Origin of the sequence: Nocardia wallacei (assembly GCF_029868745.1) — a bacterium.
Classification (GTDB): Bacteria; Actinomycetota; Actinomycetes; order Mycobacteriales; family Mycobacteriaceae; genus Nocardia; species Nocardia wallacei_B.
The window spans coordinates 30,721-44,556 of sequence record NZ_JARWOP010000378.1 but is presented as its reverse complement, the minus strand read 5'-3'; the positions used below and the strand labels follow the sequence as shown (position 1 = coordinate 44,556).

Genomic DNA, 13,836 nt, shown 5'->3' with positions numbered 1-13,836 from the left:
ATCCTTTTCGTAGGTCGACGCGAAGTCACCCGGCAAGCTACCGGTGGTATCGCGCGGCAGCATCGTCACCGGCGTTCGGCGAGCCCACGAAATATATTCCTCGAATACTTCCTCGATGAACTGACGGACTTCGGCACCCTCACCGACCGCGTCCGCACCCTCTGCGCAACCGGCGACCTCTACTGCGCCACCACACCCCCCCCCGCCCCCCCCCCCGCCCCCCCCCCGCCCCCCCCCCCCCCCCCCCCCCCCCCCCCCCCCCCCCCCCCCCCAACACCCCCCGCCAAAAACCCCAAACCCCCCCCCGGGGGTGGGGGCCCCCCCCCCCCCCCCCCCCGTTCGCGCGTTCCCGGATCGATGGCCCGTCGGGTTGGCGGCCATCGATCGGGTGGCTTCTATTTACCCGTCGGTGTGCGGTCGATGCCGTTGTGTGCCGTCAGCAGTACGTGGTCGAGGCGGGATCGTAGCTTGATCTCGTTGTCCGCCATGCTCGGTAGTTCGGCGACTATGCGGTCGGCTATCGCGCGAAGTTTGATGTTGGTCTCCTGCGAGCGCCACCGCAGTACCGCGAACGCCTGGTCGGCGTTGATGCCGTAGCCGAGCATCAGTGCGCCTTTGGCCTGTTCGATGACCGCGCGGGCGTCGACGAGTTGCGGCAGGACGTCGTCGAGTACTTCCTTGCGGTACTCGGCCGCGGCGACCGACAGGTCGATGTAGTAGCCCTGGGTCCCGATCACCGCGCCGCGTTCGTCGGTCATCGGCTCCGACACGACGAGGACTTCCCGCACCTGCCCGGCGGCGTCGATGATGCGGTGGCGGCTGGAGAACGCGCCGCCGTCCTCGACGGAGGTGATCAACGCTTCGAGCCGGTCCCGGTCGTCGGGGTGTTTGTGCGAGAGCAGCAACGCGGTCGTGGGCTCGGTGCCCGGCGGGTGACCGTGCATCCGCGCGACCTCCGGGGACCATTCCCACCGCCGACTGCCGAACCAGTAGCGGAATCGGCCCACGGCCAGCGGATCGCCGACCCCGACCACACGCTCGACGAGGTCCAACTCGGCCTGCGACACCTCGTCGCGCTCTGTCATGCGCCCATAATGCCCGATCTCGGTCACCGTCGGGCAGGGGCTGTGCCGCCGTCGCTGCCTTGTTTCCCTCTGCCGTGCCCGACCTCGGTGCTGGTCAGAGTCTGGTCTCCCTGCTGTTTCCGTGCGATGCCGACGGGAAATACGCGAGCACCGGACTGCGGAAAGGTGGGTTGAATTGTGAACAGGATATTCGACGAACCTGCGACAGCGTCGGCGCTCGGGTCGCTCGCGGACCCCGTACACGCGGCGCGGGAAGCATTGCTGTCCACCGGGGCGCATGTCATGCCCGCGGCGGCGACGAACTCGGTGCTCGGCACGACCGACGGCGACTGGCGGCGATTCCGTTCCCAGTGGAATGCGCTGTGCAGGGACGGTTTCGCCGCAGAGCGGGGCACTGTCAGATTCCGTCGCTACGGCCGCTTCTCGTTCACCACAGCGACCGGACGATTCGACCGGCTCGAGTCGGCTTCGTTCGTCCAGCCCGAGAACAGCAACCCGCTCTATATCGGGGTGGATCGCGTTTTCGAGCCCCTCACCGACGCGTTCGTGACCGATCCGGTGTTCGGCGCGCTGCTGCGGTTGCTCGGACGGTGCGCGACAGTGTTGGACGACCCGGCGCACTGGACCGTGCAGGTGCATCCGTTCCGGGTGAGCGCGCATGCCGCCACAACGGGGTCACCGGCGCCGGAGGGCCGCCATCGCGACGGGGTCACCTTGGTGTCGTCGTTGCTGGTCGGCCGGGACAACGCGGCCGGTGGCGAGAGTTCTGTGTTCACCACCGACGGCCGGGAGGTGCTGACCACGACGCTGCGGGAACCGGGTGCCGTCTTGCTCGGGGACGATCGGAGCACGCTGCACGACGTCTCCCCGGTGTGCCCAGAACGGCCGGATCGGCCGGCGCATCGCGACGTGCTGGTGGTGACCTTCGCCCCTTGGACGGACTGTCGATGACGGTCGCGCCCGCCTACTGGATCGGGCCGCCGACGAGAGTCACGTCCGCGCCGCTGAACAGCAGGTCGTTCGGGCGTGCCCGCGGGGATCGGGGGAGGGGCCCGAGGCGGCACTCGGGAGCGAGGAGGCGCCATTCTCGCAGGAAGACCTCGATCGCCAGGTGGGCCAGCGACTTGCCCGGGCAGACGTGCCTGCCGAAGCCGAAGGTCAGGGGCAGTGTGCCGGAGGCGCGCAGATCCAGCGGATTGCCGAAGGCCAGCGGATCGCGGTTCGCGGCGGCGAACATCACCAGCACCGGCCCGGCGGGCAGCGTGGTACTGCGCAGCGTCACCGGCCGGAGCACATCGCGTTTCCACGCGACCAGGCCGGGATCGAGTGCGAGCACCTTGGCGGTAACCCGCGCGGCGTCGGGCCCGGCGAGCAGGTCCCACCAGTGTCGGGCGGGATCGCTCAGAAGTCGTTGCAGCCCTTGCTGAATGGTGCCGCTGACGGTGTGCACGCCCGCGGCGAGCGAGTTCGCCATCGCGGAGACGGCGACGCGATGCGGAATCCCGGCGGCAGCCAGTCGCTCGGCGAAACCCGCGGTCCGCAACCGCCGCGCCGCGGTCACGGTCCTGCCGCTCACCGTGAACAACTGCCCGAGCGCGCCCACCGCGTCGGCCAGCTCGCGGCCACGCAGGTGACGACCGAGCAGACCGGACTGCGCGCCACTCCATTCCGCCACCGACGGCCATTCCGCCGCGGGCAGGCCGACCGCCGCACCGACGACCCAGGCGGCGTAGGCGATCGACAACGCCGTCGCGTCGATCGCCACTCCACGCGGTGGCACGCACCCCGCCACTGTCGCGTGGAAGTGCGCTGTCAGCTCGGCCGTCCGCTGCTCGCGCAGGCCGGCGGGAATCGTGAAATGCCCGTCCGGGCCGGCCATGCTGTCCCACACGCGCTTGTGCAGGAGGTCATCGGTGCAATCCGCGGTCGCCTTGGCGGGCAAGGGAATCAGATGCCGGCACAGTCGGCCGACGGCACGCGGATTCGCGGCGATACGCCGATAGCCGACCAGCGGCTGGAGTGAATTCGCGTTCGAGATACCGGATTCGCTCGCCTCGAGCAGTTGCCGTGCATCGTCGTAACGCCAGACCAGGCGCAGTCCGCTGCGATGCCGATAACTGCTGTCCGGCCATTCGTGTAGCCGCCCGTACCACGCGTCGCGCTCTTCGAACGACAGTTGATTCGGCGTCACGTCGGCGAAGGGAAAATTCATCGCTCAGGACAGGGCGGCGGCCACGACGGCATGCAGGTCCAGCAGTGCCGACAGCTGCTCGGCCGGCCGTCGCCCCAAACCACACTCGGTGGCGATACCGAATTCGGCGATTGTGCTGCGGGCGGCGGTGATACGCCGCATCGCGCCCGCTCGGCCATCGGTGGCGTGGACAAGTCCCAGATAGAGCCTGGTGTGTTCGGGGAGCCGCAGTGCTGCCAAGGGCGCGAAGTATTCGCGGTCGGAGCGCGAGCGCGGGACCGGCATATGCACCCAGTCGACTTGCCGTGACAGCGATTCCAGGATGCCGGTCGTCACCGACACCATGCGGCCGGTGTCGGCGGGCTCGGCGAAGTGCTGATGCCCGAAGTCGCCGTAGCACAGGTGATATCCGAGTTCGACGCCCTCGGGCACCGCGGCGCCGAGCCGGGCCAGCCGAGCGACGACCTGAGCGAGCTGTCGCGGATAGCCGTCGCCGAACCAGGACGGGAATATGCCCTCGAAAATGGCGAATTCGACCGGGCAATCCCATTGCACCGCCAGATCCGCACCGGGGATCTCGGCCACGATCTTGTCGAGTTCGGCGAGAAGGGCTGCCTCGTAACGGCTTTCGAGAACATCCTGCGGATCGCCGACGAAGGCTCCGACCACGGAGATCGGCGAAGGCAGGCTCACTTGGAACCGGACTCCCGCGCCGATGGTTCCCTCTGCGCGCAATTTTCGGAATATCCGCCAGGATTCCAGGGCGGCGTCGGCGTAGCCGAGCGGGCCGAAATCTATCGTGGCCGGATCGACACCGGGTTTCGGACGCACCCGTTCGCTCGGCCCGTACTCCGGGCTCGGCGGCGGCGCGACCTCCAGATCGGGATGTGCGGCCATGCGTGGCAGCTGCCAGACCGTGAAATTGTCCCGCACGCCGGTCTCCCCGTCCGGAATGCGTTCGAGCCAAGGGCCGAGATGCCGTGCCGCCGCGGTGAATACGGCCTCGGAGTTCGGCAGCGGAACACTGCCGCACAGATGTACGTCGCCACGGACCATGTCAGCTCCTCGCACCCGGCAGCCCATGTCTACCGCGGATTCGCGGACTCGCGGCAATGGACCGGTGGACGCAGAAGGTATCTCGGTCCGGCCGATGCCCGCACTTCCACCCGTGGGAACTCGGTCACCGAGTGTTCGGCAGGATCGCGTTCACACCGCGGACCGCGTCGACGCCGTTTCGCTGACCTGCGGATTTCGCTACCGTCTCGCGTAGACTTGTTCGGTGAAGCAACTAACCATCGGTGTAGTGGCGACCTCCCGCAAAGAGGCCGAGCACCGGTTGGCGATCCACCCCGCGCATTTCGACCGGATCGACCCGACGCTTCGCGATCGAGTCTTCCTGGAACGCGGCTACGGTGATCGGTTCGGCTACCGCGACGAGCACCTGGCGCCGCTGGTCGGCGGCCACCGCACGCGTGCGGAGCTGTTCGCCGAATGCGATGTGCTGCTGATACCGAAGCCGTTGGCCGAAGACCTCGAGGGTTTGCGCCCGGGGCAGGTCGTGTGGGGGTGGCCGCACTGTGTGCAGGACGCGCGGATGACCCAGCTGGCCGTCGACCGCGGCCTGACCCTGATCGCCTGGGAGGCGATGAATCACTGGACGAAGGAAGGCAATTTCAGCGTCCACGTCTTCCACAAGAACAACGAGCTGGCGGGCTACTGCTCGGTCCTGCACGCGCTGCAACTGCGTGGATCCTGCGGCGATTACGGGCGGCGGATGCGGGCGGCGGTCATCAGTTTCGGTGCCACCGCCCGCGGCGCGGTGCGTGCGCTCTCGGCACTCGGGATCAGTGATGTCACGGTGTTCACCCAGCGCAGCGTGTCGGCGGTGGCCTCACCGTTCGCGTCGGTGCGGATGCAGCATTTCCAGCGGGATCCGACGAACCCCGGCCGGACCCTCGCGCTGAAGGCGCCGGAATCGGGACCGCTGGCGGCGGCGCTGGCCCAGTACGACGTGGTTGTCAACTGCATGCTCCAGGACACCGAGGAGCCGCTGCTGTTCGTGCGGAACGCGGATCTGGACCTGTTCGCGCGCGGGACGCTGTTCGTCGACGTCTCCTGCGACGCGGGCATGGGTTTCGAGTGGGCACGCCCGACCTCGTTCGCGGACCCGATGTTCACCATCGGCGACGACCTGCACAACTACGGCGTCGACCACAGCCCCTCGTTCCTCTGGAACTCCGCCACCTGGGAGAACTCCGAGGCGCTGCTGGAATACCTGCCCATCGTGATGGCCGGCCCCGACGCCTGGGACAGCAGCGAAACCGTCCGCCGCGCAATCGAAATCCGCGAGGGCCGAGTCCAGAACCTCCGCATCCTCTCCTTCCAGGGCCGCGCCGCGGCCTACCCGTACGCGGTCGTCTGACCGGATCCGCGGCGACTTCGCGCGTCCAGCGTTATCGCGGCGGTGGCAGCGTCACTTTGCCGACGCCTCCGATGGTCCGCAGGGCGCGCTGGGAGAGTCGCCAGAGTTCGCCCGCCTGATTGCTCACGTAGACGTGGCCGTTGCCGCTGTCCACCGCGAGACCGTTGGCGGCGCCCAGGCCGGTGGCCACCACCCGCTTGGCGCCGTTGGCGAGGTCGACCTCGTACAGGCCGCCCTGGACATGGTCGGCGACATATGCTTTCCCGGCCCCGTCCAGTTCGACACGGGTGGTGCTCGCGTTGACGAGCGTGGTGAGCAGGCGTTTGGCGCCGGTGTCCAGGTCGACCTCGTACAGGTTTCGATCGCCGTCCTTCTGGCCTATGTATGCCTTGCCGGTGCCGTTCAGCGCTATCCCGGCGGCGTGTCCGATGCCTTCGGTGAGGGTCTTCTTCTCATTCGTCTCGAGATCGACCGCGAACAGTTTGCCGTTGTACCAGTCGGTGACGTAGGCCGTGCCGCGGTCGCCCAGTGCGACACCGTAGGCGAATATGCCGTCGGCACTGGTGATTTGGCGCTTGGAGCCGTCGGACAGGTTGACCGCGAGCAGCCGCGCCCCGGCATAGTCGGTGACGTAGGCCGTACCGTTTCCGTCGAGGGCCACATCTCCGATGTCACCCAGGTTGCTCGCGACCACGTACTCCGCGCCGCAGCCGAGATCCACGGCGTAGAGGTGGTGGCCGCTCCGGTCGGCGGAGTATGCCGTGCCGCGCAGTGTATCCACCGCGAGACCTTCCGACTGCCCGAGACCGGTCGCGACCAGGACGAAGTTCCTGTTGTCGGCGACTCCGGGCCGGTCCTCGTCCTTGATCTCGACAGTCAGCGATTCGGCCGCGACATTCAGGGTTGACGAGGCCATGGCCGACGTCGACCCCGGATCTCCGAAGACTTGTTGCTGACCTGTCGCCGCGGCCTGAAAACTCTGGAAATGGGGGATGAGGAACATATCGTTGACGTGGAGCCGGTCGTGCGGAATCTGGCGGAAGATCGCCGGATCGCGTCGACTTTCCAAGTCGCGCAGGCACCCCGCGAACGAGCCGGAGACGGACTCCTCCTCGTCGTCCCACACGCCGTGGGCCGATCCGGGAGTGTCTGTATCGAGTTGTCGGGCAGTCTGTTCGGCGGAGCGGGCCCCCTCTCGGCCGCCGCCGAAGGAGCCGTCGAAAGCGTTCGGTCGGGCGGATCCGCCTTCGTTGTTACTGCTTGCGGGATCTTTGTCGACAGGCATGTTTTCCTCCTGGCCGGAACGGAGCGATCACTCCTTGTAGAGATACGCCTCTGTCTTTTCGTTGACGCCGTCGCTGAGTGTCAGTGATTCGAGTTCGAATACTTCCATTTCTCCTGCGAAGGTGGAGACGATCTCGGCTTCGCCCTTTTGGCTGAGGTATTCTCTGCCGTCCTCGATCAATTCGAGGACATCGATATCGTGCGCAATTATCTGGTAGTACTGTTCGGGCTCGGTTCTTCCACTGTCGTCGCGAGTCTGCGCTTTTCGTCGCGCCGCACGATCCTTACTGGTAAGGCTGCCGAACTCGACCGGCTCGTCGTAATACAGAGCGATGTAGCCGCCGAAGGTGATGGGAAGTTCGTAGTCGAATCTGCTGATCTTCCGGCGCTGTGTCGCCCGGACCACGGCTCGGGTGTCTATTTTTCCACTGAGCTGTAGCGAGCTTCTGAACTGAGTGGTCAGTTTGCCGCCGATCGAAGAAGTGATTCCCAACATCAGCTGTGCCGACAACTCCCCGGTACCCGTGGCGGTTCCGGTGGCCGTCGTCGTATTCGTCGTCTGCGTCTGCGAGGCGTTGTCGACGCCGACATTGTCTCTGCTGTTCTTCATCGTGGTCGTCTGCGACTCGCTCGCCGCCATGCTCTTCTGTAGTTGCTGCTGTAGCGATGCGGTGGTTTTCGCCGCGAAGGTGAGCTGTACCTGGCCTTGGAGCTGCCAGCTGATTTCGTTCGCGATCAGGAACTCGACCGTAGCCGTCCATGTCACGGGTTTGGGGTCGGTTCGGTTGACGAACGTGTTCTGGTATATCACGTCGGGTGGGGGTTGCTGAATGTCGCTTCGCTCTTCGATGAGTGGTACGCCCATATTCATGTACGTGTACCACTCGCGCTGGTGTGCGGTGGCCTCGTCGTCCGGAAAGTCGCCGTATCGAACCTTGTTCAGGGAAAATCCGACCGGGGCGATCCACCGATCTTGCCCGTCTGCTGTCTTCTGCTGTGCTCTCGCCTTTATGCGCTCCCACCCCGGCGGCTTCTTCTCCATCTTTTCCCAGGATTTCCACTTCTCGCACAGAGCAGGGGCACGGTCGGGAACTTTCAGCTCCCGCTGATTTTTTCGTGTCAGCGGGTGGCGCATGAACCTGGTGGGCTTGTACGTTTTGCCCACGGGGTTTACACTTCCGAATTCTTCGGTCACGACTCTCCCTCCCTGATCGCAGACGAGGGCCCCACCCTCGCTTCGTGTTATCGGCAATCGACACAAATAAAGACATCACCCGCATCGACCGAACAAATGTCGACGACTGGACAGTTGTACTATTGATTGCTTCGACGACTCGGAGCGTCCACGCGGGCATCGAAACGACGCCGGACGGCTCCTCGCCTGGATTTGCCACTGAATGACTGCGTAACTCAGGTTAGCACAACAGGATTCGTCTCGGGGCGCGTCGGAACGATAGAACTTGTTCCCGGAGACGATTTTTCGGCCGATTCCGGAGCGCCCTTGAGCCGGCGGAGGCGCAGCAGCGTCACACCGGCGGGGTAGGGCCTCGGGGGTTCGGCCGAAGTCGATACCGGCGAGATCGCCGGTCCGATCGCAGCTTCCGATCCTCATTCGAGCCGAAGCTGGACTCGGTAATACGGATAGTGTAGCTTCCTATTATAGATAGAGACGCTATCCGATATGGAGTCTGTAATGACAACCCTTGAAGCCCGTATGCACCACTCCTCGTCACGCTCGATCACGCGACGAGCATTGCTGCACTATCTCGAGATGACGGCCGCCATGGGCATCGGCATGGCCGTCTTCGGTCCCTTGGTGCGGTGGGGATTCGCCGCTGCCGGTTGGTCGGCCGTCTTCGAGCGCGCCGATGCCCGGGCGATGATCATGGCGACGGAGATGGCCGTGGCCATGGCGGCGTGGATGTTGGTGCGCCGTCACGGTTTCGCCGAAGTCGCCGAGATGACCGCGGCGATGTATGTGCCGTTCGCGGTGCTCCTGGCGCCCTATTGGGCGGGCATTCTGTCCGGCGCGGGCCTGATGATCCTCGGGCATGTGCTGATGCTCATCGCGATGGCCGTGGTGGTGTACCGGCATCGGCTGACCCATACCGGGCGGCACTGATCGTCGTTCCCGCAGAGGAAACCGCGTTCGGGCACCCCAGCCGATTATCCGATGCGGTCGATGGAGGCCCAGAGGTCGCAGTGGTGTCGGTCGGCGAACGAGTCGGTGACGGCGATGTGGTGGCTGCTCAGTTCGAGGGTGGTGGCGGGATTCGTGTGGGGCCAAGGGGTGAAGTCGGGGGTTTCGGGATTGCCGGTGTGGGCGAATTGTGCCCAGCTGTGCTGGATTCGGCGGGAGAGCAGGTCTGCCTCCGGCGGCAGCGGGACGGGGATGCCCATCAGCGCGGAGAAGACGTACGGAACCTCCGCGCCGTGGAAAGCGCCGGGCAGCAACGGGTTCGCGGGCAGCGGGGTGTCACCGAATCGGTACCGCCACACGGATGCGCCACCGCGGCGGGCGGCGTCGGCGGTGAATTGCGCTGGGCAGGCGAAGAATCCATCGGTGATCACGCGTTCCTTCGCCGCGGCGGGCGAGGCGAACGCGGCGGCGGGGTACCGGTCGAGGACCGAATCGCTGTTGTCGTCGAACAGGTCTCGTGCCCACGCGCGGTAGTCGGCATCGGTGGGTATGGCGCCGCGCAGGTAGTCGAGCAGCGCGATGAACGTGGCGCCTTCGTCGGCGTTGCTGCCGACGACGAGCGGGATGTCACGTGCGGCCCCACCGGCGAGGGCGTTCTCGGGAGTGTCGGTCAGCACGATCCCGTCCAGGGCGGGAGTCCACGTGACCGCCATGGTGTTCAGGGTCGTGGTGGGCGAGTCCAGCAACCGGTCCGCGGGCAGGGCGCGCAGGCACGCCAGGCGGGTCGCCGGGTTACCGCAGCCGAGACTCGCGGCGTAGTCGGCCGACCGCCGATACGCGACCTCGGCAGTAGGCGGAACCAGGGGGCTGCGGGCGCAGGACCCGCTCTCGATGATCGCTTTCGCAAACAGGCCGCGAGCCGACGGCGAGGCCAGCTGGGTGCAGACGCTCATGCCACCGGCGGATTCGCCGAAGAGGGTGATATTGCCCGCGTCGCCGCCGAACGCCGCCGCGTTGTCGCGCAGCCAGCGCAGGGCGGCCTGCTGGTCGAGGGTGCCGAAGGTGCCGGCCGCGCCCTCCGCCGCCAGTTCGGGAAGCGCCAGGAAGCCGAACGGCCCGACGCGGTAATTGGGGATGGCGACGATGACCTGCCCGTCTCGGACCAGCCTGGCGGGCGAATCGTATTGCGCGTTGGAACCGAGCACGAACGCCCCGCCGTAGAGCCACACCATGACGGGAAGCGTGGCGGCGGCCGGGTGTTCGGGCACATACACATCGATGCTGAGACAGTCCTCGCTCGACGGCTGCAATCCCGGAGCGCCGGGCACCGGAGCCGACTGCGGGCATTGCGGCCCGTGCCCGACCGCCGCCCGGACACCGTCCCACGGCATCGCGGGACGCGGCGGCGCGAAACGCTGCGCTTCGGCGAACGGCACCCCGAGATACTTCACGACGCCGTCGGACCGCATACCGCGAATCGCGCCACCGGTGACGCTCACGACCGGTTCCGGGCCGCCGCCCGGCACGGCCTGCGCCGGTGCGAACACCGACACCGCCGCCGCGGCGACGCCGCTGATCAGGATCGCCAGCGGCGTCAGCCATCTGGTCCGCGGACGGCCGGCGGTGCGGATTCGCATGTGAAGCTCCCTGCGGGCAAGTGCTTTTGAAACAAAAGCACTGTAGAGGACGACGGCCGCGCGAGGGAGGTGATTCGGGAAAGATCGCCGACTATTCGCCCAACGCCTGTACCAGGCGTTGCAGTGCGGGCAGCGCGGATTCCAGGGCGTGGCGGTCGGCGGCGGTGAGGGTTTCGAGCGTCTCGCGCAGTATCGCGGCGCTGGCGTGGTCGTACCGATCCAGCAGTCGATGCGCGCGCGCCGAGGCCACCAGCAGCGCGCCGCGGCCGTCGGTCGGCTGATTTCGGCGTTCTACCAGATCGGCCGCGGCCATCGTGCGAATCAGATTACTGATGGTCGACTGCGCCATCCGCAGTTCGGCGGCTGCCCGGCTCGGTGCGAGCCCTCCCGTCGTGACCAGCAGTCGAAGCAGTTCGATCTGCGCGTCCGGCAGGTCGGGCAAGTCCTCGGCGGTGCGGGTGCGCCGCAGTACCGCGCGGCGTAGCGGCCCGAGCAGGGTGCTGAACTGCGCCTCGAACGACGCGGTCGACGAGGCGGATGCGTCCGGCCGGGCAAGAGAATCCACCCCGCCATTCTGCCCGCGTGCCTGGCCGAGACGCGGCCGCCCCGGCCCGGCTATGGTCGGCTCATGCCCACGGTGATCGTGATCCTGCTGGTGGTGATCGCCGCCGCCGAAGCCGTCGGCCTGGTCGTGCTCGGCGTACTGCTGGCGCGTGCGAATCGCCGTCTGCGGTCCAGGCGGCGTCGGCCCGATGCGAGCCGGATTCTGCTTTCGCGCGGCAGGCTGGCGGTGAAGACCGTGTGGGAAACCGCGAACCTGGTGCGTGAGAAGGGCTTTCGTGGCGCGGTGTTCAGTTCGGTCGAGGAACTTGCGGCGTGGGCGCGGGTGGAACGACCCGACCTGGCCAGGCTGACCCCCGACGGAAACGTGGTGATCGTCTTCTCCGACATCGAGGGCTCCACCGCGCTGAACGAGCGGCTCGGCGACCGCGCCTGGGTCAAACTGCTCGACCGCCACGACCGGCTGGTCCGAGACCTGGTCGGCACGCACCGCGGCCATATCGTGAAAAGCCAGGGTGACGGCTTCATGATCGCCTTCGCCGAACCGGAGCACGCGGTCCGGTGCAGCATCGACGTCCAGGCCGCGCTGGCCGTCGCCGATTCGCCGCGACGGCCGAGTGTCCTGGTGCGCATCGGCATCCACATGGGACCGTCGGTGCGGCGCGGCGACGATCTCTACGGTCGCAATGTCGCGATGGCCGCCCGAGTCGCCGCCCGCGCCACCGGCGGCGAGGTGCTGGTGAGCGAGACCGTTCGGGACTCGGTATGCGAGGAGCCCGACATCGCCCTCGGCCCCGAACGCGAAGTGGAACTCAAAGGATTCGAGGGCACCTTCCGCCTCTACCCGGCCGTGCGCGCGGCGAGCTGACGGTCCGCGTTCGGCTCGATGCGGTCACCCCCGATCGTTCGTGGACGTGGGGTTGTCGCCCGCGGCGCGGGCCGCGCGGCGGGAGAGGTCGGCGAAGGCGTCGCGCAATTGCTGCGGGCCGACGACCTCGATTTCGGTGTCGAAACGAGCCAGCGTCGCCGCGAGTGCGGGCCAGGACCAGGAACCGAGCAGCATTCTCGTTCGGGTGGGTCCGTATTCCTCGACGACGGCGTCGTCTGCGAACGGAATGACTTGTGCGGCAGGGAGTTCCAGTATCACCTCGCCGTTGCACGGCCAGGCGTCGGTGCTGTCGGAGCCCTTGAACCGGGCGGAGAGAAATGTGGCGATGTCGTCGCCCGGCAATGGCCGGGGGGAGAAGCGGGGCCCGTTGGGAATGCGCAGGGTCATGCGGTCGGCGCGGTAGATCCGCCAGTCCGCGCGCTGTGGGTCCCATCCGATGAGGTACCAGTGGCCGCCGCGGGCTACGAGATGATGGGGTTGCACCCGGCGCGGCCGGCGTGGGTCGGTGGCCTCCGGCTGTGCCGGGGACGCGTAGTCGAATCGCAGTTCCTCGCCGGCTCGGAGGGCGGCGCCGAGCGCGAGCAGGGTGTGGGTATCGGCTTGGGAATCGGCGCGAGGTCCGGCCGACCCGACCGCGGAGATCTCGAGGGCGTCGACGCGCCGGCGCAGGCGGGAGGGCAGCACCTGGCGCACGGTCGCCAGGGCTCGGGCGGCGGCCTCCTCGATGCCCGCGCCCGTCCCCGCCGCGGTCCGCAACGCCACCGCGAGCGCGACCGCCTGCTCGTCGTCGAACAGCAGCGGCGGGAGTTCGCTGCCCGCCTCCAGCCGATAGCCGCCGTCCGGCCCTTTCGCGGCCTGGACCGGATACCCGAGTTCGCGCAGGCGGTCGACATCGCGGCGCACCGTGCGCGCGCTGACGTTCAGCCGCTGGGCGAGCAGCTCTCCCGGCCAATCGCGGCGGACCTGCAGCAGCGACAGCAGTGCGAGCAGGCGCCGGGAGGTCGACGTCGAGGAAGCGGTCGGCATGCGTTCATGCTGTCACGAGTAGCGGACATTCCCTGACCGCTACCGGTGACAGTGTGGCTTTCGTCGCCGGAACCCTCCGGCGCGAAACCACTCGTGAAGGACTGGATCGCCATGTCGGTCAATGCTGTTGCCCATCTCAACTTCCACGGTCAGGCCCGGGCGGCCCTGGAGTTCTATCAGTCGGTATTCGGCGGGCAGCTCACCATCGCCACCTACGGCGACTTCGGGATGTCCGCCGAATCGCCCGACGCGAGCAAGGTGGTGTTCGGCCAGGTCGTCGCCGCCAACGGGTTCCGGGTCATGGCCTACGACGTCCCCGGCCAGGAGACGCGGGCCGCCGCGAGCGCGCCCACCACCCGCCGCGAGAACGGCGCCACCCTCACCGACGAGCCGTTCTTCCTGTCGGTGCGCGGCGAATCCATCGAGGAGGTCGGTGCGCTGTGGGACCGCCTCGCGGACAACGCCACAATCATCGAGACCTTCGCCCCCGCCCCCTGGGCACCGGCCTTCGGAATGCTGACCGACCGCTTCGGCGTCACCTGGATCCTCGACGTCGCCGCCGAACACATTTCGGCATAAGGCCTTCCGGCTCAGCGGGTGC

General features: G+C 67.4%; 13 protein-coding genes. 5 read left to right on the top strand and 8 right to left on the bottom strand.

Going from position 1 to position 13,836, the window contains the following annotated elements; genetic code table 11:
* Nucleotides 1–395: 395 nt before the first annotated feature.
* Nucleotides 396–1,085 (bottom strand): GAF and ANTAR domain-containing protein, encoded by a 690-nt coding sequence (locus QH470_RS35820; RefSeq protein WP_280276834.1) that lies wholly within the window; start codon nucleotides 1,083–1,085, stop codon nucleotides 396–398.
* A 282-nt stretch (nucleotides 1,086–1,367) separates the two neighbouring features.
* Between QH470_RS35820 and QH470_RS35815 the strand changes: the two genes are divergently transcribed.
* Nucleotides 1,368–2,036 (top strand): 2OG-Fe dioxygenase family protein, encoded by a 669-nt coding sequence (locus tag QH470_RS35815; RefSeq protein ID WP_425302838.1) that lies wholly within the window; start codon nucleotides 1,368–1,370, stop codon nucleotides 2,034–2,036.
* 13 nt (nucleotides 2,037–2,049) lie between these two features.
* Here the strand turns inward: QH470_RS35815 and QH470_RS35810 are convergent, their stop codons facing one another.
* Nucleotides 2,050–3,297 carry a cytochrome P450 family protein gene (locus QH470_RS35810; RefSeq protein ID WP_280276832.1) on the bottom strand — a complete coding sequence of 416 codons (1,248 nt, stop codon included), beginning with the start codon at nucleotides 3,295–3,297 and terminating at the stop codon, nucleotides 2,050–2,052.
* Nucleotides 3,298–3,300: 3 nt separating this feature from the next.
* Complete coding sequence (locus QH470_RS35805) at nucleotides 3,301–4,332, bottom strand: hypothetical protein (protein WP_280276831.1); 1,032 nt, start codon at nucleotides 4,330–4,332, stop codon at nucleotides 3,301–3,303.
* A 223-nt stretch (nucleotides 4,333–4,555) separates the two neighbouring features.
* Here QH470_RS35805 and QH470_RS35800 point away from each other — a divergent pair, with 223 nt between their 5' ends.
* Nucleotides 4,556–5,698, top strand: a complete 1,143-nt coding sequence (locus tag QH470_RS35800) for a N(5)-(carboxyethyl)ornithine synthase (protein WP_280276830.1) — start codon at nucleotides 4,556–4,558, stop codon at nucleotides 5,696–5,698.
* A gap of 31 nt (nucleotides 5,699–5,729) precedes the next feature.
* Here the strand turns inward: QH470_RS35800 and QH470_RS35795 are convergent, their stop codons facing one another.
* Nucleotides 5,730–6,983 (bottom strand): Vgb family protein, encoded by a 1,254-nt coding sequence (locus tag QH470_RS35795; protein ID WP_280276829.1) that lies wholly within the window; start codon nucleotides 6,981–6,983, stop codon nucleotides 5,730–5,732.
* 27 nt (nucleotides 6,984–7,010) lie between these two features.
* Nucleotides 7,011–8,177 carry a hypothetical protein gene (locus QH470_RS35790; protein ID WP_280276828.1) on the bottom strand — a complete coding sequence of 389 codons (1,167 nt, stop codon included), beginning with the start codon at nucleotides 8,175–8,177 and terminating at the stop codon, nucleotides 7,011–7,013.
* A gap of 498 nt (nucleotides 8,178–8,675) precedes the next feature.
* Here QH470_RS35790 and QH470_RS35785 point away from each other — a divergent pair, with 498 nt between their 5' ends.
* Entirely contained in the window at nucleotides 8,676–9,104 is a 429-nt protein-coding gene (locus QH470_RS35785; protein WP_280276827.1) for a hypothetical protein, read from the top strand.
* A gap of 44 nt (nucleotides 9,105–9,148) precedes the next feature.
* On the opposite strand, the gene QH470_RS35780 is transcribed toward QH470_RS35785, so the two are convergent.
* Both QH470_RS35780 and QH470_RS35775 read right to left on the bottom strand, forming a co-directional pair.
* Complete coding sequence (locus tag QH470_RS35780) at nucleotides 9,149–10,759, bottom strand: carboxylesterase/lipase family protein (RefSeq protein ID WP_280276826.1); 1,611 nt, start codon at nucleotides 10,757–10,759, stop codon at nucleotides 9,149–9,151.
* A gap of 91 nt (nucleotides 10,760–10,850) precedes the next feature.
* Nucleotides 10,851–11,324 (bottom strand): MarR family winged helix-turn-helix transcriptional regulator, encoded by a 474-nt coding sequence (locus QH470_RS35775; protein WP_280276825.1) that lies wholly within the window; start codon nucleotides 11,322–11,324, stop codon nucleotides 10,851–10,853.
* A gap of 63 nt (nucleotides 11,325–11,387) precedes the next feature.
* On the opposite strand from QH470_RS35775, the gene QH470_RS35770 reads away from it, so the two are divergent.
* The gene (locus QH470_RS35770; protein WP_280276824.1) at nucleotides 11,388–12,188 is read left to right on the top strand and encodes an adenylate/guanylate cyclase domain-containing protein; all 801 of its coding nucleotides are present in this window, start codon (nucleotides 11,388–11,390) and stop codon (nucleotides 12,186–12,188) included.
* Nucleotides 12,189–12,212: 24 nt separating this feature from the next.
* Here the strand turns inward: QH470_RS35770 and QH470_RS35765 are convergent, their stop codons facing one another.
* Nucleotides 12,213–13,235, bottom strand: a complete 1,023-nt coding sequence (locus QH470_RS35765) for a helix-turn-helix transcriptional regulator (protein WP_280276823.1) — start codon at nucleotides 13,233–13,235, stop codon at nucleotides 12,213–12,215.
* 111 nt (nucleotides 13,236–13,346) lie between these two features.
* On the opposite strand from QH470_RS35765, the gene QH470_RS35760 reads away from it, so the two are divergent.
* Nucleotides 13,347–13,814 (top strand): VOC family protein, encoded by a 468-nt coding sequence (locus QH470_RS35760; protein ID WP_280276822.1) that lies wholly within the window; start codon nucleotides 13,347–13,349, stop codon nucleotides 13,812–13,814.
* Nucleotides 13,815–13,836: the final 22 nt, after the last annotated feature.

Excerpts from the sequence above, each read along its gene's own strand:
- QH470_RS35820 (WP_280276834.1), bottom strand. The coding sequence starts at position 1,085 with ATGACAGAGCGCGACGAGGTGTCGCAGGCCGAGTTGGACCTCGTCGAG.
- QH470_RS35815 (WP_425302838.1), top strand. The coding sequence starts at position 1,368 with ATGCCCGCGGCGGCGACGAACTCGGTGCTCGGCACGACCGACGGCGAC.
- QH470_RS35810 (WP_280276832.1), bottom strand. The coding sequence starts at position 3,297 with ATGAATTTTCCCTTCGCCGACGTGACGCCGAATCAACTGTCGTTCGAA.
- QH470_RS35805 (WP_280276831.1), bottom strand. The coding sequence starts at position 4,332 with ATGGTCCGTGGCGACGTACATCTGTGCGGCAGTGTTCCGCTGCCGAAC.
- QH470_RS35795 (WP_280276829.1), bottom strand. The coding sequence starts at position 6,983 with ATGCCTGTCGACAAAGATCCCGCAAGCAGTAACAACGAAGGCGGATCC.
- QH470_RS35785 (WP_280276827.1), top strand. The coding sequence starts at position 8,676 with ATGACAACCCTTGAAGCCCGTATGCACCACTCCTCGTCACGCTCGATC.
- QH470_RS35780 (WP_280276826.1), bottom strand. The coding sequence starts at position 10,759 with ATGCGAATCCGCACCGCCGGCCGTCCGCGGACCAGATGGCTGACGCCG.
- QH470_RS35770 (WP_280276824.1), top strand. The coding sequence starts at position 11,388 with ATGCCCACGGTGATCGTGATCCTGCTGGTGGTGATCGCCGCCGCCGAA.
- QH470_RS35765 (WP_280276823.1), bottom strand. The coding sequence starts at position 13,235 with ATGCCGACCGCTTCCTCGACGTCGACCTCCCGGCGCCTGCTCGCACTG.
- QH470_RS35760 (WP_280276822.1), top strand. The coding sequence starts at position 13,347 with ATGTCGGTCAATGCTGTTGCCCATCTCAACTTCCACGGTCAGGCCCGG.